21 protein-coding genes are annotated in these 25,993 nt (G+C 60.2%); 9 read left to right on the forward strand and 12 right to left on the reverse strand.

Annotated elements, in window-relative coordinates; genetic code table 11:
* Positions 1 to 46 precede the first annotated feature (46 nt).
* Positions 47 to 892 (reverse strand): endonuclease/exonuclease/phosphatase family protein, encoded by an 846-nt coding sequence (locus G5367_RS15245; protein ID WP_216979116.1) that lies wholly within the window; start codon positions 890 to 892, stop codon positions 47 to 49.
* Positions 893 to 999: 107 nt separating this feature from the next.
* Here G5367_RS15245 and G5367_RS15250 point away from each other — a divergent pair, with 107 nt between their 5' ends.
* Positions 1,000 to 1,224, forward strand: a complete 225-nt coding sequence (locus tag G5367_RS15250; protein ID WP_005344394.1) for a hypothetical protein — start codon at positions 1,000 to 1,002, stop codon at positions 1,222 to 1,224.
* On the opposite strand, the gene yciA is transcribed toward G5367_RS15250, so the two are convergent.
* From yciA to G5367_RS15275, 5 genes are all read right to left on the reverse strand, one after another.
* Complete coding sequence (gene yciA, locus G5367_RS15255; protein ID WP_005337875.1) at positions 1,225 to 1,629, reverse strand: acyl-CoA thioester hydrolase YciA; 405 nt, start codon at positions 1,627 to 1,629, stop codon at positions 1,225 to 1,227.
* Positions 1,630 to 1,688: 59 nt separating this feature from the next.
* The gene (locus tag G5367_RS15260; RefSeq protein ID WP_421244624.1) at positions 1,689 to 2,537 is read right to left on the reverse strand and encodes an NAD-dependent epimerase/dehydratase family protein; all 849 of its coding nucleotides are present in this window, start codon (positions 2,535 to 2,537) and stop codon (positions 1,689 to 1,691) included.
* A 244-nt stretch (positions 2,538 to 2,781) separates the two neighbouring features.
* Entirely contained in the window at positions 2,782 to 3,588 is an 807-nt protein-coding gene (locus tag G5367_RS15265; RefSeq protein ID WP_421244623.1) for a hypothetical protein, read from the reverse strand.
* Between the two features lie 239 nt (positions 3,589 to 3,827).
* Entirely contained in the window at positions 3,828 to 7,403 is a 3,576-nt protein-coding gene (gene nifJ, locus G5367_RS15270; protein ID WP_421244622.1) for a pyruvate:ferredoxin (flavodoxin) oxidoreductase, read from the reverse strand.
* Entirely contained in the window at positions 7,400 to 9,046 is a 1,647-nt protein-coding gene (locus G5367_RS15275; protein WP_421244621.1) for an NAD(P)-binding protein, read from the reverse strand. The genes nifJ and G5367_RS15275 overlap by 4 nt, the downstream gene beginning before the upstream one ends.
* Before the next feature lie 428 nt (positions 9,047 to 9,474).
* Here G5367_RS15275 and G5367_RS15280 point away from each other — a divergent pair, with 428 nt between their 5' ends.
* Together G5367_RS15280 and G5367_RS15285 are read left to right on the forward strand one after the other, a co-directional pair.
* Positions 9,475 to 11,277, forward strand: a complete 1,803-nt coding sequence (locus G5367_RS15280; RefSeq protein WP_421244620.1) for an MOSC N-terminal beta barrel domain-containing protein — start codon at positions 9,475 to 9,477, stop codon at positions 11,275 to 11,277.
* Positions 11,278 to 11,490: 213 nt separating this feature from the next.
* Complete coding sequence (locus G5367_RS15285; RefSeq protein WP_421244619.1) at positions 11,491 to 13,203, forward strand: methyl-accepting chemotaxis protein; 1,713 nt, start codon at positions 11,491 to 11,493, stop codon at positions 13,201 to 13,203.
* 76 nt (positions 13,204 to 13,279) lie between these two features.
* Here the strand turns inward: G5367_RS15285 and htpX are convergent, their stop codons facing one another.
* The 5 genes from htpX to bioB form a co-directional block, all read right to left on the reverse strand.
* Entirely contained in the window at positions 13,280 to 14,152 is an 873-nt protein-coding gene (htpX, locus tag G5367_RS15290; protein WP_005344374.1) for a protease HtpX, read from the reverse strand.
* A 113-nt stretch (positions 14,153 to 14,265) separates the two neighbouring features.
* Complete coding sequence (gene bioD, locus G5367_RS15295; protein WP_005344372.1) at positions 14,266 to 14,943, reverse strand: dethiobiotin synthase; 678 nt, start codon at positions 14,941 to 14,943, stop codon at positions 14,266 to 14,268.
* 60 nt (positions 14,944 to 15,003) lie between these two features.
* A complete protein-coding gene (bioC, locus tag G5367_RS15300) occupies positions 15,004 to 15,819 on the reverse strand; it encodes a malonyl-ACP O-methyltransferase BioC (protein ID WP_421244618.1) in 816 nt (271 codons plus the stop codon).
* On the reverse strand, positions 15,812 to 17,008 hold the full coding sequence (bioF, locus tag G5367_RS15305; RefSeq protein ID WP_421244617.1) for an 8-amino-7-oxononanoate synthase: 1,197 nt from the start codon (positions 17,006 to 17,008) through the stop codon (positions 15,812 to 15,814). Before bioF ends, bioC begins: the two co-directional genes overlap by 8 nt.
* Entirely contained in the window at positions 17,005 to 18,093 is a 1,089-nt protein-coding gene (gene bioB, locus G5367_RS15310) for a biotin synthase BioB (protein ID WP_201906851.1), read from the reverse strand. The genes bioF and bioB overlap by 4 nt, the downstream gene beginning before the upstream one ends.
* 221 nt (positions 18,094 to 18,314) lie before the next feature.
* Here bioB and bioA point away from each other — a divergent pair, with 221 nt between their 5' ends.
* Together bioA and G5367_RS15320 are read left to right on the forward strand one after the other, a co-directional pair.
* A complete protein-coding gene (gene bioA / locus G5367_RS15315) occupies positions 18,315 to 19,589 on the forward strand; it encodes an adenosylmethionine--8-amino-7-oxononanoate transaminase (protein WP_421244616.1) in 1,275 nt (424 codons plus the stop codon).
* A gap of 177 nt (positions 19,590 to 19,766) precedes the next feature.
* Positions 19,767 to 20,579 (forward strand): HAMP domain-containing protein, encoded by an 813-nt coding sequence (locus G5367_RS15320; RefSeq protein WP_421244615.1) that lies wholly within the window; start codon positions 19,767 to 19,769, stop codon positions 20,577 to 20,579.
* Between the two features lie 23 nt (positions 20,580 to 20,602).
* On the opposite strand, the gene G5367_RS15325 is transcribed toward G5367_RS15320, so the two are convergent.
* On the reverse strand, positions 20,603 to 20,947 hold the full coding sequence (locus tag G5367_RS15325) for a hypothetical protein (RefSeq protein WP_421244614.1): 345 nt from the start codon (positions 20,945 to 20,947) through the stop codon (positions 20,603 to 20,605).
* 200 nt (positions 20,948 to 21,147) lie between these two features.
* On the opposite strand from G5367_RS15325, the gene asnS reads away from it, so the two are divergent.
* From asnS to G5367_RS15345, 4 genes are all read left to right on the forward strand, one after another.
* Positions 21,148 to 22,548 carry an asparagine--tRNA ligase gene (gene asnS, locus G5367_RS15330; RefSeq protein WP_005344365.1) on the forward strand — a complete coding sequence of 467 codons (1,401 nt, stop codon included), beginning with the start codon at positions 21,148 to 21,150 and terminating at the stop codon, positions 22,546 to 22,548.
* Between the two features lie 110 nt (positions 22,549 to 22,658).
* Entirely contained in the window at positions 22,659 to 23,414 is a 756-nt protein-coding gene (locus G5367_RS15335) for a substrate-binding periplasmic protein (RefSeq protein WP_421244613.1), read from the forward strand.
* Between the two features lie 373 nt (positions 23,415 to 23,787).
* Entirely contained in the window at positions 23,788 to 25,131 is a 1,344-nt protein-coding gene (locus G5367_RS15340; protein ID WP_005337916.1) for an anaerobic C4-dicarboxylate transporter, read from the forward strand.
* Positions 25,132 to 25,304: 173 nt separating this feature from the next.
* Positions 25,305 to 25,961, forward strand: a complete 657-nt coding sequence (locus tag G5367_RS15345; protein WP_421244612.1) for a hypothetical protein — start codon at positions 25,305 to 25,307, stop codon at positions 25,959 to 25,961.
* Positions 25,962 to 25,993 lie beyond the last annotated feature (32 nt).

Genomic DNA, 25,993 nt, shown 5'->3' on the forward strand with positions numbered 1-25,993 from the left:
GGCAACACGCACACATCATTCCCGATCAGGGAGTCACAGACTGGGGTCAGGGAGTCACAGACTGGGCGGCAAAGCGCGCAATGATGGGGTTGTGATCCGAACTGTCGGTCGCCGGTGAACTCACCTCAACCAGGTCCAGATTGCGGTAGTAGAGGTGATCCAGCGGGCGGCCGAAGGCGGTGCGGCGCAAGTCAGGCACCGGCACGGCCTCTTGCAGGCCCAGCTCGTCCACCAATTTGCTTAACCAGAACTGACGTTTGTCGCTCCAGGTGTTGAAATCACCGGCCAGAATAACCGGCCCCTGATGGCGGCGCACCAAGGCAGTCAAATCGTTGAGCTGCTCGCGGAATGTGGCCATCCCCAGCTCGAAATTGACCGCATGGATATTGATGACCATCACGCCGTCAGGATCGCCCTGCAGCGGATAGAGGCTCACCAGCCCGGATTTGGGGATGCGCAGCAAAGGCTCGGGAGAGCGCACGCCACAGACGAACGCCTGCGGAGTCTTGGCCACCGTCATCACCCCGAACGACACGCCGCCCTGGGTGAAGGCTTGCAGCTGTTGCCAATGGAAATCACCGGCGCGCAGCCAGTCGAGCATATCGGGACGAGTGGCCGACTCTTGCAGCAGCACCAGATCCTGCCCCTTGGCGTAACTGTCCATCCCTTCGCGCCAGTTCTTGCGCTGGCCCTTGTAGAGATTCCACACCGTCACCCCGAATTCACGGGGCAGCGCCGTGGTCGCCAACGCTACCAGCGGCGGACGCTGGCAGTCGAGTCCCGGCACAATCCCTTGAGCTGTGACCAGATGGTTCTGATCCGGCACCTCAAAACAGCCTACCAACCCCAAGGTCAGCAGGGAGGTGCCAAGAATGCGATAACTATTTTTCATTGGCTAACAACCGCCCGCCTTTGCTTTTTGTTGCGACCATCACAAACGTCATCCACGCCGACTAAGCTGATAGTCCCTGTTCCACCCAACCAGAAGGACGCTGTCTCATGGCGAAAGAACTTCGGTACAACGTGACGTTTTATGATCAACAAGGAAATTGTCATCAAGTGGAGCTGTCCACCGTCTATCAGATAAGACGGGATCCTCAATGCGATCTCTGCCTGTTCGACACCCTGCAATATGTGGGCTCGGAAGAGATGCTGGAACGCATGATACGGCAAAAAACCGGGCTTGAGCAGGAAATATCCATCATCAATGCCCGGCTGATTTAATCAGGCACTCACCGGAACCGGGCGGGATTTGCCCTGTTCGTCGATGGCGACATAGGTGAAGATCCCCTCGGTCACACAGTAACGCTGGGCATCGTTCTCCCGCAGTACCGGCTTGACCCACACCTCCAGCTTGAGCTTCATGGAGCTGCGGCCGATCTTCATGCAGCGGCCGTAGCAGCAGACCACATCACCCACCTTGACCGGACTGTGGAAGGTCATGCCTTCGACGGATACGGTACAAATACGTCCTTTTGCCAGCTCCTTGGCCATAATGCCCCCACCTATATCCATCTGGGACATGATCCAGCCACCAAAGATGTCGCCATTGGGGTTGGTATCGGCTGGCATTGCCAGGGTTCTCAGCAACAACTCCCCATCGGGGTGACGTTTTGTATCTACCATCATTACCGCCTCTCTCTCATGGATGGCGGCATGATAGGGGGCGATCACCCCCTTGGCAAACCTCAATTGCCCGAGGCGGCGAGCTCGGCAAACCAGTGAGCCGGATCGGGCCAGCGATAGTTGAATCCCATCTGCTGGCAAATCAGCTGACCGTCGATGGGCTGAAATTCACCGGCAGGCTCGATAAAGACCGGAACTGGCAGCCCCTGCTGACGCGCCGCAAAGGGGTAGAACTGCTCGCGGCGCGGATGCACCGGCGCGCTCAGGTTGAAAACATCCCCATCCTTGCCCCGCTCCAGCAGCAAGATGCAGGCTGCCACCACATCATCCAGATGAACCAGATTGACCGACTGGGCGCCGCCATCCAGGGTCTTACCTGCGAGGAAACGGCCGGGATGGCGATCCGGGCCATAAAGGCCGGAGGGGCGCACTATCATCACCGCCTCGAAACCGGCCGCCAGCACCGCCTGCTCCGCCGCCAGCATCCGCTCGCCACGGGCATGGCGGGGTTGGGGTTCTTCCCCCTCCTGCTGCCCTGCGCCCCACACCGAAGTGGCGCTGACAAACAGTACCCGCCGGGTGCCACTCGCCTTGGCCAATGCGCAGGCCTTGGCCACCGCCTGCGGGTAGTCATCGGTCTTGCTCGGCGGTACGCAGATAACCAGCGATTCGCAGGGGATGGGCCACGGCGCTTTTTGATCAGCGATGGGCATCTCGGCAGAGCCCATATTGGCAGAGATGGTCAGCGGATAGGCGTTGATCCCCTCCCCCTGCAAACGGGCCGCCTTCTCGGGGCTGCTGACCGTCACCGCCACCTGCTTGCCTGCCGCCAGCAGGGCCCGCGCCAGCGGCAGCCCGAGCCACCCCGCTCCCAGAATGCCGATCGTCCCGGCGATATGTTGCTCTGTCATCGTCCCTTCTCCTGCTTGACGCTATGTGCCCCGCAGCTTACCTGCCGTTACATAAAAAGAAAAACACAATAGGTACGAAATACTGACGGAATATATGGCACCTCTGAGAATGAAACTGCAATGTAAAAACACATAACGTAAAATAAAATAGAACCGACAAAACATACATTTACAGGCCAATCATTCCATCAAAGCCGCTTAACAATAAAAACTGCTAAGTTATCTAAGTGCAACCGTGATATTTTTATAATGACTTAAGCTTTTTCCTAACCACCTTCAATTCATTATTTGCAATTTCCAACCAAGACGGTGAAGATATTGCCGAATTTTGATAGATATAGTTTAAGTATTTTAAAACCTGCTCCGGCCCATTTAAAGCACTAATCTTGTATAGTTTTACGGCATAACTAACCCTATCTAACTCCATATTATTTATGGACAAGCTAGATTGCATATGCATTACAATATTTCTCTCATCTACAATATCGGCAACAGCATTTCTTAAAGTGCTATGAGTTTTAAGAGGCTGGACATTGAAGATCTGTGGAGCGAGTTGGAAAATTTTCGGCCTAATAGGTATTGATGGATCAGATGCAATTTTGTCAGCTGCAATAATTCTATCCGGCTTGCCAGGTCGCTCTAGTTTCAGTTGTGAAACCTTGCCATTTTCTGTTCCGTATAAAATAAATGACTTGTTAACCCATGATTCTATAGCTCCGATTGAAAATGTGATAGCTGCCATTGCTTGCTGACACATTGCGAAAAATAATTTCATATTTTCTCCCGAAGAGTCCACTTCAGGCAATTTGTCAAAATTTGACTTTTGTACTTTAATACCTTTCTTTAATATTTCTGCTTTTACAGCCGCATCAAGAGAATTGAAAAACATAAGAGCTTCGAACTCTGGAGGTGGAACTCGCATATTGTAGCCATTAAAGCAACCTTGAGAGGATAGAACCGTAATCTTACTTCCCCCTTCAGCCAACTGCCCATTGGGTAATATCACGTCATGTGCCAATGATATATTCTTATCTTCTAATAAATGTTCCATTTTTACCTTGCGTGATAATGTTAAGCTTTCCGGTTTTAAGTTAAAGAATTAATGTAATGGTCTGTTTTTTCCGCATATATCCTGCCCAGCTTCCTCTAACATATCAACACATCATTTTTGATTTCACCAACACAACGCCTGTAGTTGCTATCAGATAGTGAGGAGTGACATCCAATAGTCTCCCGAGACAATAAGCGGGCCAGTGGCCCGCTTCGTTTTATGCAGATTTAACCCAATCCTCACACCGGCGGATGGAAATGGCTAGCCTCGCGGGTGGCCATTTCCTCGTAGGTGGCCCACTTCTGCCACGCCACTTGTTGCGCCACCTGCATCAGCCGCTCGGCCTCCTCCGGATGGCTCTGGGCCAGCACCCGATAACGGGTCTCCTCCTGCCGATATTCAGCGAGGGGGATGGAGGGGCGCAGGCTGTCGAGGCTGAAAGGGTTCTGCCCCGATCTACGCAATACCGGGTTGTAGCGCATCAACGGCCAGTGACCGGAGGCCACGGCCCGTTTTTGCTGGGTCAAGCCAAACTCCATATCGATACCGTGGGCGATGCAGTGGCTGTAGGCGATGATAAGCGACGGGCCCGGATAGGCCTCCGCCTCACGCAAGGCCTGCAGCGCCTGCTGCGGGTTGGCACCAAAGGCGATACGGGCAACATAGACATTGCCGTAGGAGATGGCCTGCAACGCCACATCCTTCTTGGCCAGCGTCTTGCCCCCCGCCGCGAACTTGGCGACGGCGCCGAGCGGGGTCGATTTCGACATCTGGCCGCCGGTGTTGGAGTAGACCTCGGTATCCATCACCAGCACGTTTACATCGCGGCCGGAGGCGAGCACATGATCGAGCCCCGATGAGCCGATGTCATAGGCCCAGCCATCGCCGCCGATAATCCAGACCGAGCGGCGCACCAGCTGATCAATAAGCGACAGCAGCTCGCGGGCCTTGCCGGATTTCACCTCCTCCAGCCGCTCGCGCACTTGCGCGACCCGGGTGCGCTGGGCACGGATCTCCGACTCCAGCCGCTGCGGGGCGCTAATCAGGGTATCGACCAGCTCTGCGCCCAGCTCCCCCTTCATCGCCTGCAAGGCCGCCACCGCCTGACCGTGATGCTGATCGGCGGTGAGACGAAAACCAAAGCCAAACTCGGCGTTGTCCTCAAACAATGAGTTCGACCAGGCTGGCCCCTTCCCTTCGCAATTCTTGGCCCACGGCGTGGTCGGCAGGTTGCCACCATAGATGGAGGAGCAACCGGTAGCGTTGGCTACCAGCATGCGATCGCCAAACAGCTGGGTCAGCAGCTTGAGATAGGGGGTCTCGCCACAGCCGGCGCAGGCACCGGAGAACTCGAACAGGGGTTCGAGGAACTGGGCACCGCGCACGGTGGAGAAATCCACCCGCTCGCGGGCAGGCCAGGGCAGGCTCTCGAACCAGCGCAGCGCCTGTTTCTGGCCAGCCAGATGCGGTGCCTTGTTCATCATGGTGATGGCGCGCTCGCCTTCAAAGTTTTCATCGGCCCCGGCCCGCACCGGACAGGCCTGCACGCACTGGCCGCAGCCGGTGCAATCTTCCGGATAGAGCTGCAGGGTGTAGCGGCTGTCGGGGAAGCCCTTGGCGGTGACGGGCACCGATTGGGCCGCCTCGGGGGCGGTCGCCAGCCAGTCCTGATGGTAGAACTTGGCCCGCAGCGCCGCGTGGGGACAGACAAAGACGCAGTTGCCGCACTGGATGCAGATATCGGAGTGCCAGATGGGGATCTCGCGGGCGATATCCCGCTTCTCGAAGCGGCTGGTGGCAGTGGGGTAAGTGCCATCCACCGGCAGCATGGAGACGGGGATCAAATCGCCGCGCCCTGCCAGCATCTCGCCGGTGACCCGCTGGACAAACTCGCTGCCACCCGGTGCCAATGGCAGCGGATAGTCGCTGATCTGCTCCTCACCGGCCGGGATGACCACCTGATGGAGATGAGCCAAGGTGTCATCCACCGCCGCGAAGTTGCGCTCGACCACCTCGGGCCCCTTGCGGGCATAGCTCTTCTCGATGCTCTCCTTGATCAGCGCAATCGCCTCATCCCGCGGCAAGATGCCAGCCAGCGCGAAGAAACAGGTCTGCATAATGGTGTTGATGCGATTGCCCATGCCGTTGCGCTCGGCCACCCGATCCCCATCGATGCAGTAGAGGCGGATATCGAGGGCGCGGATGCGGGCACGCAGCCGCTCGGGCAGCTCGGCCCAGACCTGCTCAGGCTCATAGGGAGCATTGAGCAGCAGGGTCGCCCCTTCGGCGGCATGTTCCAGCAGGTCTACCGACTCGACAAACCCCCACTGGTGGCAGCCGATAAAGCTCGCCTGCTCGATAAGCCAGGGGGCGTCGATGGGCTCGGGGCCAAAGCGCAGGTGGGAGACGGTGCGCGAGCCCGACTTCTTGGAGTCGTAGACGAAGTAGCCTTGGGCGTGGAAGCCCTCCAGCTCGCCAATGATCTTGATGCTGTTCTTGTTGGCACCCACCGTACCGTCGGCACCGAGGCCGAAGAAGAGCGCCCGCACCCGGCTGGCGGGCTCCAGATCGCCGATGGGGTGCCAAGCCAGACTGAGGCCCGACACGTCATCGACAATCCCCACGGTAAAGCGCGGGCGCGGCGCATCGGATGCCAGCTCCTCGAATACCGACGCGCACATGGCGGGGGTGAACTCCTTGGAAGAGAGGCCATAGCGACCACCACTGAGCCAGGGCAGCCGCTTGATAAGGCCGCGCTGCAAACCGTCGATAAGGGCGCTCTGCACATCCAGCAGCAGCGGCTCGCCACCCGCCCCCGGCTCCTTGGTGCGATCCAGCACCGCCATGCGCCGCACGCTGGCGGGCAGCGCATCAAGCAGCGCCTGTACCGGGAAGGGGCGATAGAGGCGCACAACCAAGACCCCGGTCTTGCGATCCTGTTGGTTGAGCCAATCCACTGTGGTGCGGACGGTAGCCGCCCCCGAGCCCATCAGTACGATCACATCGGTGGCATCCGGTGCACCGTGGTATTCCACCAGCCGGTAGTGACGACCGGTCAGCTCGCCGAGGTTGTCCATGCACTGCTGCACCCGCGCCGGTACCGCTTCGTAGAAGGGGTTGACGCTCTCGCGGGATTGGAAATAGGTATCCGGGTTCTGGGCGGTGCCACGCATCACCGGATGATCCGGGTTCAGCGCCCGGGCACGGTGGGCGCGTACCCAGTCGTTGTCGATAAGGGCGCGAATTTCATCCCGATGCAGGGCGGTGATCTTGTTCACCTCGTGGGAGGTGCGAAAGCCGTCGAAGAAGTGGATAAAGGGCACCCGGCACTGCAGGGTGACGCTGTGAGCGACCAAGGCCAGGTCCTGCGCCTCCTGCACCGAGCCGGAGGCAAGCATGGCAAAGCCGGTGCTGCGCGCCGCCATCACATCCTGATGGTCACCAAAAATCGACAACCCCTGCGCCGCCAGCGAGCGGGCCGCCACATGGAACACCGCCGAGGTCAATTCACCGGCGATCTTGTACATGTTGGGCAGCATCAGCATCAGCCCCTGACTGGCGGTGAAGGTGGTGGCGAGCGCCCCCGCCTGCAGGGCACCGTGTACCGTACCGGCAGCCCCCCCTTCACTCTGCATCTCCACTACGGTGGGGATGTTGCCCCACAGGTTGGTCTGCCCCTCCGCCGCCCAGGCATCGGCCAGTTCGGCCATGGTCGAGCTCGGGGTAATGGGGTAGATGGCACACACTTCGCTCAGCTGGTACGCCACCCGGGCCGCGGCTTCGTTGCCGTCGACCATGATCAGTTCATGTTTCATTGGGACTCCTCCGGTTGGCGCAGCTCGATGGCGTGACAAGGGCACTGGTCGTGACAGGCACCGCAGCCGGTGCAACGCTCGGCATCCACCTGATAGCCCTTACCCGGCCCCAGCTTGGCGATGGCCTGCTCGGGGCAGCTGCCATAGCAGCCGTCGCACTCGAAGCAGTTGCCGCAGGAGTAGCAGCGCGCCGCCTCGTAGCGGGCGGCCACCTCATCCAGCCCGCCGATGATCTCGCCAAAGTCATCTCGCGCCCACGCCGGTTTGACCGGCTGACTGCTGGCCGGGGCGTGGGTCTGGAACCAGAGTTGCAACTGCTCCGGCCCCACCAGCGGGTAGGAGAGCGGTTTGTGGTAGTGGCGACCGCGCAGCCAGGCATCCATATGGCGCGCCGCCTTCTTGCCGTGGCCGGTGGCGATGGTGACGGTGCGCTCGGAGGGCACCATGTCGCCACCGGCAAAGAGACCCGGCACATCCGTCATCAGGTTGCCAGCCACCTGCACTACCCCCTCCTTGTTGACCCGCACGCCGGGAATGCTCTCCAGCACCGAGAGATCGACCTCCTGACCCAGCGCCAGAATAAGGGAGTCCGCTTCAAGGGTTTCAAACTTGCCGGTGGGCACCGGCTTGCCTTCGGCATCCAGCGCCATCACCTCCACTTCGATATTGGTACTGTCGAGCTGGCGGATGGTGCGCAGCCAGTTGATCTTGATCCCCTCCTCCTCGGCCTCATCGGCTTCGAAGGCGTGAGCGGGCATATGATCCCGGTCGCGGCGGTAGATGATCATCGCCTCTTCCACCCCGAGGCGGCGGGCAGTGCGAGCCGCGTCCATGGCGGTATTGCCCCCCCCATAAATCGCTACCCGTCGTCCCAGTTTGGGTGGCGGCAAGCCCTGCTCTTCGGCCAGACTGGCCTGCTCTAGGAAGCTCACCGCATCGAGGATCTTGCCCGCTTCCCGGGCCGGAATATCGACCCGCTTGGCCAGATGGGCGCCGATGGCCATAAAGACGGCATCAAAGCCCCCCTCGTCGCGCTCGCGCAGCACATCCTCCACCTTGTGGTTGAGGGTCAGCGTCACCCCGGCTGCCACGATGCGGGCCACCTCCCGATCCAGCACATCGCGGGGCAAGCGGTAAGCGGGAATACCAAAGCGCAGCATGCCGCCCGCCAGCGGCCCCGCTTCGCGGATCTCCACCTGATGGCCGAGCCGGTTGAGGTGCCAGGCGCAGGAGAGACCTGAGGGACCAGCGCCTATGACCAGCACCTTCTTGCCGCTGGCAGAGGCAGGTGGCGCAGGCTGCCAACCACGGGCCAGCGCCTCGTCGCCAAGGAAACGCTCGATGGCGTGGATGGAGACGGATTCATCCACCTGACCGCGGTTGCAGGCGCTCTCGCAGGGGTGATAGCAGACCCGGCCATGAATGGCGGGCAAGGGGTTCTCTTCGATCAGGGTCTGCCAGGCCGCCTCAAAACGGCCGGCCTGCGCCAAAGAGAGCCAGGCCTGGATATTTTCTCCGGCCGGGCAGGCGTGATTGCAGGGTGGCAAGGCCGGCCGCCAGACGGGTAGCCGGGTACGCACCGGGCCTGTTCCCGTTTTCAGGGAGAGATCCGGCAATGGGGTCATGTCCAGTTGTTTGCTCATACATTGCTTTCTTCTTTTTGTGTGACAGGCCCCACCCGATGGCGCTTGATACCGTGTAGCCGAAGCGGACGGTGGCCGGATGGGGAAGAAGCAAAAGCGTTAGAAACTGGGAACTGAGTCGATAATGGCCGCTTTTTTGTACTGATTAGCGAATCAGGATCAAAAAATGTTGCATTTAATGGGTGGTTTTAAACAGAACGTGACCGGGATAACATCTTTCCCGCTTGACTCCACTCCTTATCTCGCCAAGGTTGCGGCCAAGCGGGCAAAAACCGGATAGCCCGGTTGCCCCTCTGCGATTTTTTGCAAAAAAAACTGCATCTATCGAACCCGCATCTCTGCGCCCCGTAAAGAGATTGCCCCTCGCAGTTGGAACCGTTATGTTCCCCTTTTTCCAGGCGACTACGCCGCTTCACAAGGATACGAAGATGCCAAGGCTAGACAGCATTCACCTCTACCCCATCAAATCGACCGCCGGCATGCCTCAGGCACGCGCCCAAGTCACCCAGGAGGGGCTCGCAGGGGATCGCCGCTACATGGTGGTCAAGCCTGATGGCACCTTCATCACCGCCCGTACCCACCCCCAGCTGCAGCAGGTGGTTGCAACTCCAGTTGCAGGCGGCCTGCAACTGAACTATCCGGGGTTCGAGCCCCTCGCCTTGCAAGAGTCCGACTTCAGCCGAGCCCCGCAAGTGACAGGGGTCTGGGGCGACAGCTTCACAGCTCTGCATACCACCCCCATCGCCGACAGCTGGCTGAGCCGGGTGGCTGGTGAACCGGTAGCGCTGCTTTGGCTCGGCACAAAGTCCGACCGCTTTCGCGAGAAGACCGGCACCCGGGTCAGCTTTGCCGACGGTTATCCGCTGCTTCTGATAAGTCAGGCCTCGCTGGATGATCTCAATCTGCGCTCCGATGCGCTGCACCAGATGAGCCAGTTTCGCACCAATCTGGTGGCGAGCGGCACCCGCCCCTTCGAGGAGGACAGCTGGGTGCGCATCCGCATCGGCGAGGTGGAGTTTCAGGTCGCCAAGCCCTGCAGCCGCTGCATCATGACCACAGTGGAAGCGGGCACCGATCGCTTCAATGCCCTCAAAGAACCGCTGGCGACCCTTACCCGTTACCGGCGCGGCGAGGATGGCGAGGTCTACTTCGGCCAGAACCTGATCGCCCTGAACGAGGGGTGGATTGAAGCGGGTAGCGAGATCGAGGTACTGGAGCGCAAGCGCCCAGCCCCCTACCCTGACGGCGCACCGAAAAAGCGCGAGCTGATCTGCGTGGCCCGCGAACCGCTGGCCCGGGATCTGGAGACCTTCTGGTTCGAAGCCGCCGATGGCGAGCCGCTGCCCGACTACCTGCCGGGCCAGCATCTGCCCATCAGCCTCGATATCAAAAACGAGCGGGTTCAGCGCCGCTATACCCTGAGCTCCACACCGGATCGGCCGGAGCGCTACAGCATCAGCGTCAAGAAGGTGGGGGGCGGTCGCATCTCCCACTGGCTGCACCAGCAGATGCAGGTAGGCAACCCCCTGCTGGCCGCCACGCCAGCTGGCGAGTTTCACCTTGGTGCCGAGCGCTCGCTTCTGCTGCTCTCGGCAGGCTCCGGTGTCACCCCCATGTTGTCCATCGCCCGCACCTTGCTGCTGCGGGATGAACTCGACGACGTGCACTTTATGCATCTGTGCCGCAGCGAGGCGGATATTCCGGCAGCCAGTGAGCTGCACGCCATGGCGCAGCAGGGGATGACCCTCACCATTATCCTGAGCCAGCCGGACAGTCACTGGCAGGGGCAAAAAGGGCGGCTCGGCGATGAGCATCTCGCGCTGGTCAAAGGGTTGGCGGGGCGGGAAGTCTTTATCTGCGGCCCCCACGGCTTTATGGCCGATGCGGCAGCGAAAGTAGCGGCCCTGGGCGTGCCTGCCACACGCATCCGGCAGGAGAGTTTTGGCGGCGCCATTCTCTCGGTTGCCCGCGCTCATCAGCCAGTGCAACTGCGCATCGGCGAGCGGGAGTTTGCCGGCAACAATCAGGGCACAATCCTCGATCAGGCCAGCAAGCAGGGGGTGGATCTCCCCTGGAGCTGCCGCGCCGGCATCTGCGGCAGTTGCAAACAGACGCTGATCTCGGGCGAGGTGGATCACCCCGATGCCCCCGCCATCAGCGCCGCCGAGCGGGCCGAGGGAAAAATCCTCACCTGCTGCGCAGTGCCGCTGACCGACCTCGTCATCGAATAAGGTGATCGAGCTACGAAAAGGCTGGCCAGACCCCGTCCCTGGCTGGCCTTTTCGCCCATGTCGACAAGCTGATCGTCCTTTCTCGCGTACTCACCGCAATCATATCGGCTACCGCTCTATACTCACAGTAATAACAATAAAACCCCCAGCGATGTAGCGGCGCTGTCCGTCTGCCCAAGGGATCATACTGGTGAGAATAAGGACGCTCAAACCATGGAACAGAATAAACCCGCCTTTCAGCTCAATCTCTTGCTCTCCGTCATTACACTGATCCTGCTGTCATTGGTTTTCTTTGCTTACAGCTGGTCGGAAAAAAAGGTGGAGCAGAGTTATCAACAGCGCTATCAATCCTATCTGCTAGCCGATGAACTGCGCCAATCCTCCGATGATCTGACACGACTCGGCCGCACCTACGTTATCACCAAAGACCCCGCCTACGAGCAGCAATACATGCGGATCCTGGCCATTCGCAACGGCGAGCAACCGAGGCCGGATGGCTACAACCGTATCTACTGGGATTTTGTCGCGGCCAACGGTCAGAATCCCCGCCCCGACAGCTCAATACGGCGTAGTCTTATCGACCTGATGAAAGAGACCGGTTTTACTGAAGGGGAGCTGGCCAAGCTCAACGAGGCCAAGAACAACTCGGATGCCCTGGTCAACACCGAGGTAGCCGCCTTCAAGCTGGTGCAACAGACGGACGGCGATCTGGCCGCCAACCAGCAAAAAGCCATCACCATGATGCATGACAAGGCCTATCACCAGAACAAGGGACGCATCATGTCCCCCATCGACGACTTCTACGTCATGATGGAAAACCGCACCCAGCAGGCGGTGGACGATGCTGCCAGCCAGTCCGCCATGCTGCGCTACCTGTTCATCGCGCTGGGTCTGGTGTTGATGTTCTTCCTCTGGCGCACCTACAAGGCGCTGCTCGACCTGGTCGGCACCTCGGTCGACCAGCTCAGAAGCGATCTCAACCACCTGGCCGAGGGGGACTTCTCCCAGACCATCAAGGTGCCGGCCGGTGCCAAGGAGAGCCTGATCGGCCAGCTCGCCACCATGCAGACCACCCTCAAGGGGATCATCACCCAGGTATCGCGCTCAAGTGAAGAGCTATCAGAGTCGGCTGACAGCATCGCCCAGATAGCCGAGCAGACAGCCCAGTTTGCTACCTCCCAGCAGAGCAGCACCCAGACCATGGCCGCCGCCATCGAAGAGTTGGTGGTGAGCATCAGCCATCTCTCTGACAACGCCAGCCATGCAGACGAACTCAGCAAGGTCTCTGCCGACACTCTGGAAGAGGGATCGGGGGTCATCAAGGAAACCCTCGGCAGCATCGAGAATATCTCGACTACAGTCGGCGAAGCGGCCAGCACCATTGCTGAACTAAACAGTCATACCCAGCAGATTTCCGAAATCATCGGAGTGATCCGTGGCATTGCCGATCAGACCAATTTGCTGGCCCTCAATGCGGCCATCGAGGCGGCGCGGGCCGGTGAACAGGGGCGCGGCTTTGCAGTGGTCGCCGACGAAGTACGTAACCTAGCCAGCCGCTCGGCCGCCTCGACCCAGCAGATCACCGGGATGATCAGCAAGATCCAGAGCGGGGCGGATGCCTCTATCCGCAGCATGGAGAACACGGTCAACAACGTCTCCCGCGGGGTCACGCTGGCCAATCAGACCGGGCAGGCCATCGCCAGCATTCAGAATCACGCCGCCAACCTCACCGGTCTGATGGGAGAAATCAGCCACACCCTGCGCGAGCAATCCACGGCCGCCAACGAGGTGGTCTCTACCGTCGGCAACATCACCTCCCTCTCCGAACAATCGGGGGATGCCGCTCGCCATGTATCCCAAGAGGCGGCCAAGCTCAAGCAACTGTCACGGGTGTTGCGTCAGGAGATGGGGCACTTCAAGCTTTAAAGAACGCTGCAAAGCAAAACGGCTGCCCGCAGGCAGCCGTTTTTTATTCGGGGTTATCCCCGTCATTCAGTATCTATCAACCACGCAGGGCGGCGATACGCTGTTCGATGGGCGGGTGGCTCATGAACAGCTCGCTCATGGAGCGCTTGCCGTTGATACCAAAGGCCATCATGGAGCCTTCCAGCTGCGGCTCGGCACCACGGGAAAGTCGCTCAAGGGCGGCAATCATCTTGTCGCGCCCAGCCAGCTTGGCGGCACCGGCATCGGCCCGGAACTCGCGCTGACGGCTGAACCACATGACGATGATGGAGGCCAGAATGCCGAACAGCATCTCCAGCACGAACACGGTAATCATGTAGGCAAAACCGCCAGAGCTGCTGCTCTCTTCCTCATTGTTGGAGCTGAAGAAGTTACTGATAACGCCAGCCACGATGCGGGCGAAGAACATCACGAAGGTGTTCACCACCCCCTGGATCAGGGTCAGGGTCACCATGTCGCCGTTGGCCACGTGGCTCACCTCGTGGGCCAGTACCGCTTCCGCCTCGTCACGGCTCATGCTGTAGAGCAGGCCGGAGGAGACAGCCACCAGTGAATCATCGCGGCGGGCACCGGTCGCAAAGGCGTTCATCTCGGGAGAGTCGTAGATCCCCACTTCCGGCATCTTGATACCCGCTTCGCGGGCCTGACGGGCCACCGTGCTCACCAGCCAGTGCTCGGTCTCGTTACGGGGTTGCTCGATGACCTGGACGCCATAGCTGCGCTTGGCCATCCACTTGGACATCAGCAAGGAGATAAAGGAACCCCCAAAACCGAACACGGCACAGAACACCAACAGCCCGGAAATGCTGGACTTGTTGATCCCCAGAACCGAGAACAGGATATTGAGTACCACCCCCAGCACCAGCATGACGGCCAGGTTGGTCACCAGGAATAGCATAATTCGCTTCATATAGACTCCTTGTGAAGATAAGGGACATGACCGGGGATCACTCGGGATCCCCACCTGATCATGTTAATGTCGACATTCTAGGGAGATTCGATGAATGTTCGCTGAATATGCCGTCAAAGTAGCGGCGAGATATCGAGACGCCCCTGCAAATCGGCTTCAAGCGGATTGTTTATAAACGGAATTTCGCCGAGGAAGGGAGCAGGCAGCAAGCCCCTCAGTGTGTCCAGATTTTCCTGATAATGGCTCATGGAGCCATGGAGCCGATTAATTACCCAGCCCGCTACCGGCAGCTGATCATTGCGAATGGCGGCAAAGGTGAGCAGCGCATGGTTGAGGCAACCCAGCTTGGCCCCCACTACCATGATCACCGCCATGTTCTCCTGTTTCACCCAGTCCGACAGCAGATGCTTGCGATCGAGCGGCAGATACCAGCCCCCTGCCCCTTCCACTACCGCCAGTTCAGCCCCTGCCTGTTCAATATTGCGCAGCCCCTCGCTCAACCCCTGCATGGTGATGGGCTGGCGTGCCTCGCTAGCTGCAATGTGGGGCGCAATCGGCGGCTCATAGGCGAACGGATTGACCACCTCATAGGGCAGCGGCAGGCTCGCCGCCTCCTGCAACAGAACAGCATCCAGGTTGCGCAGCCCGTCCGGGGTGCGGGCACATCCGGCCGAGACCGGCTTGTAACCCGCACACTTGATTCCCTGTGCGCTGAATTCGCGCAGCAGGGTGCGCGCCACCAGCGTCTTGCCCACATCGGTATCGGTGCCGGTGATAAAGAATGATTTCATACGGTTCTCTCCTTGGCAGGGAGTGGCACACTGCCCTGTACACACTGCGATTCCCGGCGCTCAGCGAGGCTTGCTGAGGTGGCCGAGGCACACCCGATAACTGGCGAGCAGCCTGCCATCGGGCTGGCGAAATGCTTCATATGCCTTAGCCAGCTGCTGCAATCTGGCGCGACCGCTCAGACCGGCCGGGGCGGCACTCCCCTGAGTGTCATTGACCTGATTGGCCCCAATCCCCTTGAGATCGCGCAACAGCTGCGGCAATTCAAGATAGGCGAGATCCCAGGTGATACAACGCAGCTCGGGAGCAGATACCCCGGCTCTAGCCAGCGCCTGCTCCAATTGTGGCAGGCTGAGGAAGCGATTGACATGGGCGCGACCATCAAGCTGCTGCCAGGCGGCGCGCAGTTGCCAGAGCGATTCATCAAGCAGGGTGGAGAAGAAGATCTGGCCACCGGGTTTGACCACTCGCAGCAGCTCGGCGAAGGCCTGCGCCGGTCGCTCGCACCACTGCAGCGCGAGGCTGGAGAAAACCCAGTCGAACACGTTATCGGCGAAAGGGAGCTGCTCCGCATCGCCGCAGAGCAGGCGGGCACCGCTGCCACGCAAGGCCGCCTGCTCCAGCATGCCGGGGGCGAGATCCAGCCCGGTCAGCCCGGCGCAGCGGGTGGCAAGATGAGGCAGGAAGAAGCCGGTGCCGCAGCCCAAATCGAGCCCGCAGCCCCGACGCTCCTCACGTACACCAGCCGCGCTCATCAGCTCGAGCAGCGCCAGCCCCACCTCCTGCTGAAAACGGGCATGGGCGTCGTAGTGACGAGCCGCAGCCCCGAAACGGCGGGCGAGCTGCGCCTTGTCCACCGTTTGAAAACGCTCAGCCATGGCAAGCCTCCACAACCGTTGCCTCTGCAGGGCAGGCACCCAAGGCATCGAGCAGGCGATCCACATCCTGCTCGCGGTGGGCTGCACTCAGAGTAATGCGCAGCCGGGCCGTACCGACCGGCACGGTGGGCGGGCGGATGGCGCCAGCCCAGACACCGCGTTCGCGCAACCGCTCGGCCAGTTGCAAAGCAGCAGAGCTCTCCCCCACCAGCAGCGGCTGGATGGGGGTATTGCTGGCCCCGAGTTGCCAACCCAACGCCTCTGCCCCTTGTCGGAAACGGGCAATGAGCTTACCAAGATGGGCGCGGGCCTCATCGGCGGCGCGTACCAATTCGATACTCTTGCTGACCGCGCAAGCCTGCGCCGCCGGCATATGGGTGCTGTAGACATAGTGGCGGGCAAAGTTGACCAGATACTCCACCAGCTCGCGACTGCCGCCGACAAAAGCACTGGCGACGCCAAGCGCCTTGCCAAAGGTGCCCATCTGGATGTGTACGCTGGCCGGGTTCACCCCCTGCGCAGCCAGAGTGCCGCGCCCCTCGGGTCCCAGCACGCCGAGACCATGGGCATCGTCGATCATCAGCCAGTTGCCGCTCCGGGCTGCGAGGGTTGCGAGCTCGCGCCAAGGGCCCTGATCCCCGTCCATACTGAACACCCCTTCCGAAACAATCAGTCCGCGATTTGGCTCAAGCTGCCGTTCAAGGGCAGCCATATCGTTGTGACCAAAGCGCTTCATCTTGCAGGGGAGCTGGCTGCCCATCTCCTGCAGGGAGGCGTGGTTGAGTTTGTCCTGCCACAGCAGGTGTTCCTTGCCGAGCAGCGCTTTGAGCACCGCCTGATTGGCCGAAAAACCGCAGTTGAACAGCAGCACCGCCTCCACTCCGAGCCACTCGGCCAGGGTCTCCTCGAGCTCTTGGTGGGCACGGCTGTAACCGGTCACCAGCGGCGAGGCGCCGGCGCCCGCGCCATAGCGCTCAATCCCCGCTTTGAAGGCGGTCTTGATGGCGGGGTGATCCGCCAGCCCCAGATAGTCGTTGGCAGAGAAATTGAGGTAGTCGCGCCCCGCCACCCTGAGCCGCCCGCTACTCGCCCCGTCGGTCGCGATGCGGTTGCGCAGCAGACCCGCCTGTTCGCGCTCGGCCAGCGCAGCGCCCAATGCAAAGGGGCCCGTTACTGCAGGGCCGTTCATGGCTGCGCGGCCCCGGCTCGGGGGCGGGTGGCGTCATAAAAGAGATCGCTTGGTTCGCTCTGGCGGCTCACCTCGGCCAGCAACTCCTCTTCTTGGACCTGATCCGGCTTCTGGGCCCGCTGGGCGGGACGAATGCCGAGCCGCTTGAACAGCTGCATATCGCTGTTTTCGTCCGGGTTGGGGGTGGTCAGCAGTTTGCAGCCATAAAAAATCGAATTTGCCCCCGCCATAAAGCACATGGCCTGCATCTGCTCGTTCATCTTCTCCCGCCCGGCGGAGAGGCGCACATGGGAGGCTGGCATCATGATCCGCGCCACGGCGATGGTGCGGATAAATTCGAACGGGTCGAGGTTCTCCTGATCCTCCAGCGGCGTCCCCTTTACCTTGACCAGCATGTTGATGGGCACACTCTCGGGGTGGCGCGGCAGGTTGGCCAGCGCCATCAAGAGGCCCGCCCGATCTTTTGCCTGCTCACCCATGCCGACGATGCCGCCGGAGCAGACCTTCATGCCGGCGCTGCGTACATGTTCCAGCGTATCGAGCCGGTCCTGATAGGTACGGGTCGAGATGATCTCGCCGTAAAACTCCGGCGAGGTGTCGAGGTTGTGGTTGTAGTAATCAAGCCCCGCGGCCCCCAGACGCGCCGCCTGATCGGCGGTGAGCATCCCCAGCGTCATGCAGGTCTCCATGCCGAGCCCGCGCACCTCCTCGATCATCCGGATGATGTAGGGCATGTCCTTCTCTTTGGGGTTGCGCCAGGCGGCCCCCATGCAGAAACGGGACGAGCCGTTGGCCTTGGCTTCGCGGGCCCGCTCCAGCACCTTCTCCACCTCCATCAGCCGTTCGGCCTCAAGGCCAGTGTGATAACGGGCGCTCTGGGGGCAGTATTTGCAATCTTCCGGGCAGGCACCGGTCTTGATGGAGAGCAAGGTGCTCACCTGCACTTCGTTCGGGTCAAAGTGGGCGCGGTGGACACTCTGGGCCTGAAACAGCAGATCGTTGAATGGCAGGGCAAACAGGGCCTGAACCTCGGCGAGCGTCCAGTCATGACGAAGGGCGTGACCGCCCGTAGTGAGAGCATTCATACATGGCTTCCGGTTGTTATTGGTGGGATCCTGCGCCCGCCATCCTTGCAAAAGGTCTTTGCAAGAGGTCCTTGCAAGAGCGTGAGCGCAAAACCCGCTGCCGGGCTCGTGCGAATCGAGATCTGCGCAGAGCCAAGTGGCTGAAATTGTTGGCTAGTGTAGAGAGCCCGCGTAGACTGTCAACACAGACCAGATCACACCAATTGACAACAGAACAACAAATGACCAACCAAGAATTCGACCTGCACCATGTGTGGCACCCCTACACCTCTCTCACTCACCCCCTGCCCTGCTATGAAGTAGCCAGCGCCAAGGGGGTGAAGATCACCCTCAGCGATGGCCGTGAACTGGTGGATGGCATGAGCTCCTGGTGGGCTTGCGTGCACGGCTATCAGGTGCCGGAACTGGACGCCGCCGCCACCGCCCAGCTCGGCAAGATGTCCCACGTGATGTTTGGCGGCCTCACCCACGCCCCGGCGGTCGAGCTCTGCCGCAAGCTGGTGGAGATCACTCCGAAGGGGCTGGATCGGGTCTTTCTGGCCGATTCCGGCTCGGTAGCGGTGGAAGTGGCACTCAAGATGGCCCAGCAGTACTGGCACGCCAAAGGGACGCCCAGAGCCAAATTTGTCGCCCTGCGCAGCGGTTATCACGGTGATACCTTCGGCGCCATGAGCGTCTGCGACCCGGATGGCGGCATGCACGAGCTCTACAAGGGATTCCTGCCGGAACACTATTTTGTCGACGCGCCGAGCTGTCGCTTCCACGCCGAGTGGGACGAGCAGTGCGTGGTGGAGCTGGCGACGCTCATAGCGGATCATCACGAGGAGATCGCCGCCATCGTGCTTGAGCCCATAGTGCAAGGGGCTGGCGGCATGCGCTTCTACCATCCCCGCTACCTGCAGTGGGTGCGCGCCCTGTGCGACGAGTTTGGCGTGCTGCTCATCGCCGACGAAATCGCCACCGGCTTTGGCCGCACCGGCCAGCTGTTTGCCTGCGACTGGGCCGGCATCACTCCCGACATCATGTGTCTGGGCAAGGCGCTCACCGGCGGCTACCTCACCCTCTCGGCGACCCTCACCACCGAGCATGTCGCCCGCACCATCTGTGACGGCAAGGCGGGGGTCTTTATGCACGGCCCCACCTTTATGGGCAATCCGCTTGCCTGCGCGGTGGCCAACGCCTCCATCGAGTTGTTGCTCGCCTCGCCGTGGCAGGAGCGGGTGCGCGCCATCGAACATCAACTGCGTACCGAGCTGGTGGAATTGACTCTCAACCCGGCGGTCGCGGATGTGCGGGTGCTCGGCGCCATCGGGGTGGTGGAGATGAAGGAGCGGGTGGACGTGGCACGCATCCAGCGCAAGTTTGTTGAACTGGGCGCCTGGATCCGCCCCTTTGGCAAGCTGGTCTACCTGATGCCTCCCTTCGTTATCACCCCCGAAGATCTGCGGGTGTTGACCGGCGCCATTAGCCAGGCGATTGCCGAGGGCGAGTTTTAAACATCATCGCGGGCGGCCTCACCGGTCGCCCGTCTGTGGCATCCCCATTTGATATATAAAGAGGGCAAGTTTATGCACCTCACCCCCCGTTCACTTGCCGGAATGTGAGCAAAACACCAGACCTGAGGCGCCAAGAGGGGTAGACTGCTGCGGTTTTACCATCAAGAAAGATTGCCCATGCGCCTCTCCATTGCTGCCAAAATCAACTTTTTCCTGCTCTTCATCTTCTCCATGGTGCTGGTCTTCTCCGCCGCCTATCAGGCGGTGCGCGAGCGCGACCTGATCCTGAGCCTCATCAAGGAGCAGAGTCAGGAGCAGACCGAAGCCTACTTCGACGGCCTCAACATGCTGATGCTGACCGGCAAGATGGATGCCCGCGACACCCTGCGCGCCAAGTTTCTCGAGCACGCTCATGTGGAAGATGCCCGCATCGTCCGTGGCGACGCGGTGAGCAAACAGTTCGGGCCGGGGCGCCCCGCAGAGCAGGGCAAGGATGACTATGACCAGCTGGCGCTGGCGGGTAAAGGGAGCCTGGAGGTGGTGCACAACGGCATGCACAGCCGGCTGGTAGTGACCCGTCCGCTGCTGGCCAAGAAGGATTTTCGCGGCACCGACTGCACCAGCTGCCATCTGGTACCGGAGAATACCGTGCTCGGCGCAGTCCGTTTTGATTACTCTCTCGACTCCCTCTTTACCCGGGTCGAGCAGAATATCCTCACCTCGGCGCTGATCCTCACCGGTATCTTCGGGCTGGGACTGCTGCTGACCCTCTGGGTCATCCGCACCTGGATCGTCCGCCCCCTCAACCAGCTGACCCGCTCGATGGAAGAAGCCACCGACATGCATGACTTCGGCCACCGGCTGGAGGGAGACGATGGCGACGAGATTGGCCGGCTGGCGCTGGCCTACAACCAGATGCTCGACAGCGTGGAGCGCCAGCTTGGCAAGCGTCCCGCTTGCAGCAAACCGGAAGCTCGCACTGGCGAATAGCGGACCACACCGCCAGGCATCGGCTAACCGGTGTAATAGAACAGCAGACAAGCAATAAGGATCAGCAGCAGGATCGCCAGATTGACGTGATAGGCATCATCCCTGCGCCGACTGCGCCTCCGCTCCAGCAGCAGTACAGCCAGGGTCAGCAGGCTGCAACCCCACAGGCCATACACCAACCAGGGAGTGAGTGCGGAATCCCAGTAATCGCGTACCTTGATGCCGCCGTACACCAGAAAACCATAGGCAATCTCCGGCCTGGCATAGTGATAGAGCGCAAGCAGGACGATAAAACCGCACCAGCAGATCAGCACCATTGCTCGCAACAGTCGTGTCAGCCAATCCGGCCCTTGTCGCCGCTCTTTCACTCGCCTCTCCTGTCCCGAGGGAACCCTGCTTGGGTGAACCATGCTGAAAACCCCACCAGAGTCCGACATTTTTGCTTGTTTATCAAACCCGCGCGGGTAAGATTGACGGCTTAGTCTGCCATGGTGGGCCATCTGTGCCCGGGCCAGACTCCCTAGTGTTGCAAATAGCGCTGCAAGAACAAGCTGGAGACAATATTTCGATGACGCACGCATCCGTAGTTGATGTGCTGACCGGTAAATATGCGGTTGGCACCACCCTGACTGTACGAGGGTGGATCCGGACTCGCCGTGATTCCAAGGCGGGGATCTCATTTTTGGCCATTTCCGATGGCTCCTGTTTCCATCCGGTACAGGCCGTCGTCCCCAATACCCTGGCCAATTACGAGAATGAAGTGCTGCGTCTGACCACCGCCTGCTCCGTGGAAGTGACTGGCATCATCGCCGAATCCCAGGGCAGCGGCCAGGCTTTCGAACTGCAAGCGACCGATGTGAAGGTTGTCGGCTGGGTCGAAGATCCGGACACCTACCCGATGGCCGCCAAGCGCCACAGCATCGAGTACCTGCGTGAACAGGCTCACCTGCGCCCGCGCACCAACATCGTTGGCGCCGTGACCCGGGTTCGTCACTGCCTGGCTCAGGCCATCCACCGCTTCTTCCACGAAGAGGGTTTTGTCTGGGTAGCGACCCCGCTCATCACCGCCTCTGACACCGAAGGTGCCGGCGAGATGTTCCGCGTCTCTACCCTGGATATGGAAAACCTGCCGCGCACCGACGCTGGCAAGGTGGACTACAACGAAGATTTCTTCGGCAAAGAGGCCTTCCTGACCGTATCCGGCCAGCTGAACGCCGAAACCTATGCCTGTGCCCTCTCCAAGGTCTACACCTTCGGTCCGACCTTCCGCGCCGAAAACTCCAACACCAGTCGTCACCTGGCAGAGTTCTGGATGGTGGAGCCGGAAGTGGCCTTCAACAATCTGGAAGATAACGCCGCGCTGGCTGAAGCCATGCTGAAGTACGTCTTCAACGCCGTCCTGACCGAGCGTCGCGACGATCTGGAGTTCTTTGCCCAGCACGTGGACAAGGATGCTATCGGCCGTCTGGAGCGTTTCGTCGCCTCCGACTTCGCCCAGATTGATTACACTGATGCCATCGAAGTGCTGAAAAACTGCGGCAAGAAGTTCGAGTTCCCGGTCTCCTGGGGCATCGATCTCTCCTCCGAACACGAACGCTATCTGGCCGAGGAGCACTTCAAGTCTCCGGTAGTGGTGAAGAACTACCCGAAAGATATCAAGGCCTTCTACATGCGCCTCAACGACGACGGCAAGACCGTTGCCGCGATGGACGTACTGGCTCCGGGGATCGGCGAGATCATCGGTGGCTCCCAACGTGAAGAGCGTTTGGAGGTGCTGGATGCCCGCCTGGCCGAGATGGGGCTGAAGCAGGAAGACTACTGGTGGTATCGCGATCTGCGCCGCTACGGCACAGTCCCGCACTCCGGCTTCGGTCTGGGCTTCGAGCGTCTGGTGGTTTACGTAACCGGTATGGGCAACGTCCGCGACGTAATCCCGTTCCCGCGTACTCCGCGTACCGCCGAGTTCTGATCAGCGGCATATTGCCACTACATTGCAAAAGCCGTCCTCAGGGTCGGCTTTTTTATTACCCCCGTTATGGGTAATACTCAGAACCAATCGACACAAGGAATGGGTCGTTCATGGGATATCGTCAGCTTCTGACACTCTTGCTGCTCTGGCTCCCCCTGCAATTGCGGGCAGAACCCGTGCACCTGACCACCCTGGAGTGGCCCCCCTATACCAGCCAGCATCTCCCTGATGGTGGCCTCACCGGCCATATCGTCAAACGTGCATTTGCCGAAGCGGGGCTGGAGGTTCAGTTTGACTTCTACCCCTGGCAGCGAGCCATGTTGCTGGCATCCGATCCCGCCCAGCACTACAGCGGCTACTTCCCCAAATACTTCGCCGATGATCTGGATAAACGGTGGCATATCTCCACCAGCGTGGGCAGTAGTGTGCTGGGCATGGCGCAGCAAGCCGGCCCCCCTATCCACTGGCAGCGACTCGAAGATCTCGCTTCCTACCGGATTGGGGTCGTCGCAGGTTATATCAATACCCGTGAATTTGATGCCCTGATGGCCAGCAAGCGCCTCAACACTTTTGCCGTTGGTGGCGATCACCTAAACCTGAGGAAACTGCAGCGCAACCGGCTCGATCTGGCCGTGATCGACCGTGATGTTTTCTACTGGCTCACCTATCACGATGACAAGCTCCACCCCGAAGAGCTGCAGTTCAATCCGAAGACCCTCGGGTACAAGAGCCTGCACATCATGTTCCGTCCCGATCAACAACAGTTGCAGCAGCAAGTGAACAATGCACTCGCCAGACTCGATATCAAGAAGCTTAGCGAACAGTATCAACGTCGCTATCTGCTATCAGCCCCCGCCCCCCGATGAACAGAGTGGCAAAACACCCCTTTTGGCGGAAAAGATGGCTTGAGCCTGCGTTTTTACAGCCTTTTCTATCCTGTTTCGGACCTTTTTCCACCCCTTCCTTACAGACTCATTTCCCATAATGGCGCTTCTGGTGCGCGCGGATGGTTAAGCCCCGAATGATACAACTCGCCAGAATAAGTAATGCCTTTATCAGTACGTGGTTTTTAAGTGGTTTAATCTGAAATTCATCGAGTTATTGAAGTAACTCAATTTTTTCACTTTTTCAGGGGAGCAGAATAGCAACTAACCCTTTTGGGCTAAATAAAACAGACAATGACAATTCATGGTTCAGGTGACCCACGGCAATAAGGGTTGAATCACACGAGGTAATGGAATGATCTTGATGGAATTTTTGGTGGTACTCGGCTGCTTGCTGCTGGGTACCCGCTTTGGTGGCATGGGGCTTGGTCTCATCAGTGGTATCGGTCTCTTCCTGCTGACCTTCGTCTTCGGTCTGGTTCCGGGCGAACCGCCGGTGCAGGTAATGCTGACCATTCTGGCGGTGATCGGTTGTGCCGCCACACTGCAGACTGCCGGTGGCCTCAACCTGATGATGCAAGTGGCCGAGCGCCTGCTGCGCCGTCACCCGCAATACATCACTATCCTGGCACCGCTCACGACCTGGACCCTCACCTTCCTGTGCGGTACCGGCCACGTGGTCTACACCATGTTCCCCATCATCGCTGACATCGCGCTGCAAAAGAACATCCGTCCCGAGCGCCCGATGGCTGTCGCCTCCGTTGCCTCCCAGATGGCCATCTGCGCCTCCCCGGTCTCCGTTGCTGTGGTCTCCATGGTCTCCATTCTGGCGGCTGGTCACGGTATCGGTCAGGCTTACGGCCTGCTCGACATCCTGATGATCGCCATCCCCTCCTCCCTGACCGGTGTCATCGTGGCAGCCCTGTGGAGCCTGCGTCGCGGCAAGGATCTGGACAAGGACGAAGAGTTCCAGGCCAAGATCAAAGACCCGGAGCAGCGCGCCTTCATCTACGGCGGTGGTGAAACCCTGCTCAACACCAAGTTCCCGAAAGAGGCCTACTGGTCTACCTGGATCTTCTTCGCCGCCATCGCCGCCGTGGTATTGCTCGGTGCCAACGAAGGTCTGCGTCCGGTGTTCACCATCAAGGACAAAACTGGCCCGCTCTCCATGAACCTGGTGATCCAGATGATGATGCTGATCGCCGGTGCCATCATCCTGATGCGCTGCAAGGTCAAGCCAGGCGAGATCGCCAACGGTGCCGTCTTCAAGGCGGGTATGGTCGCCATCTTCTCCGTATTCGGGGTGGCATGGATGAGTGAGACCTTCTTCCAAGCTCACATGCCGCTGCTCAAAGAGACCCTGGCCCACGTGGTACAGGCCCAGCCCTGGACCTACGCCCTGGTGCTGTTCCTCATCTCCAAGCTGGTGAACAGCCAAGCCGCAGCCCTCACCGCTATCGCCCCCATGGGTCTGGCGCTGGGTGTCGAGCCCAAGCTGCTGATTGCCTTCCTGCCAGCAAGCTACGGCTACTTCGTGCTGCCGACCTACCCGAGCGATCTGGCCTGTATCGGTTTCGACCGCTCCGGCACCACCCGCATCGGCAAGTTCATCATCAACCACAGCTTCATCATTCCAGGGCTGATCGGGGTGGTGACCTCCTGCTCGCTGGGCTTTATCCTCACCAGCATCCTGCTCTAATCGCAGCGGTGTTTACCACGCTATTGCAATACAGGCCCCCGCTTCGGGGGCCTGCTTTTTTCCAGCTCCGTTACCTCAACCACTTCCCCGCCGCCATTTCCGGACACTATGCCTTTACCTCTGCCCCCGCCGCTGGGTAGCATGCCCCCTCGTTCACCACCGGAATCTCATCCATGTCTCGCGTCATCCTGCTCTGGAGCGGTGGCAAAGATGCCATGCTGGCTCTCTGTCATGCCCGTCAAGCGGGCCATCAGGTGGTGGCACTGGCCACCTTTGCGCCGCCAGAGCCCCGATTTCTCGCTCACCCCTTGCCGCTGGTGCGCCGTCAGGCGGAAGCCCTCGGGCTGCCCCATCTGCTGGTCACCATCGAAGCGCCGTTCGAGCAGAGCTATGAGACGGCGCTGAGCCACTTGCAGCAGGAGTGGAACCTCGACGGGGTAGTGACCGGCGATATCGACAGCGTGGGGGGCGCACCACACTGGATCCGAGAACGCTGCCGCCCGCTCGGGCTCACCGTCCACACCCCGCTCTGGCAGCAATCTCGCCAAGCCTTGCTGGCGGATATGCTGGCCCGCGGCATCGTCGCCCACCTCTCCTGCATCGATACCCGGGTGCTGGCGCCGGAATGGGCCGGGCGAATGCTGGATGCGGCCACCCTGACCGAGTTGCAGCAACTGGCCGAGCGCGAGGGCTTCGATGCCTGCGGCGAGCAGGGGGAGTACCACACCATGGTGACTGACGGCCCGGGCTTTGCCGCCCCGCTGCGCCTCGATGGCTGGCAGGTAGCACGGCAGGATCATCTGGCCTATCTGGCTGAGCCACAGGGGTAACGGCCTCAAGCCATCTGGCGCGCTCGTTCAGG

Origin of the sequence: Aeromonas sp. 604282, from assembly GCF_049170575.1 — a bacterium.
Taxonomy (GTDB): Bacteria; Pseudomonadota; Gammaproteobacteria; order Enterobacterales; family Aeromonadaceae; genus Aeromonas; species Aeromonas veronii_A.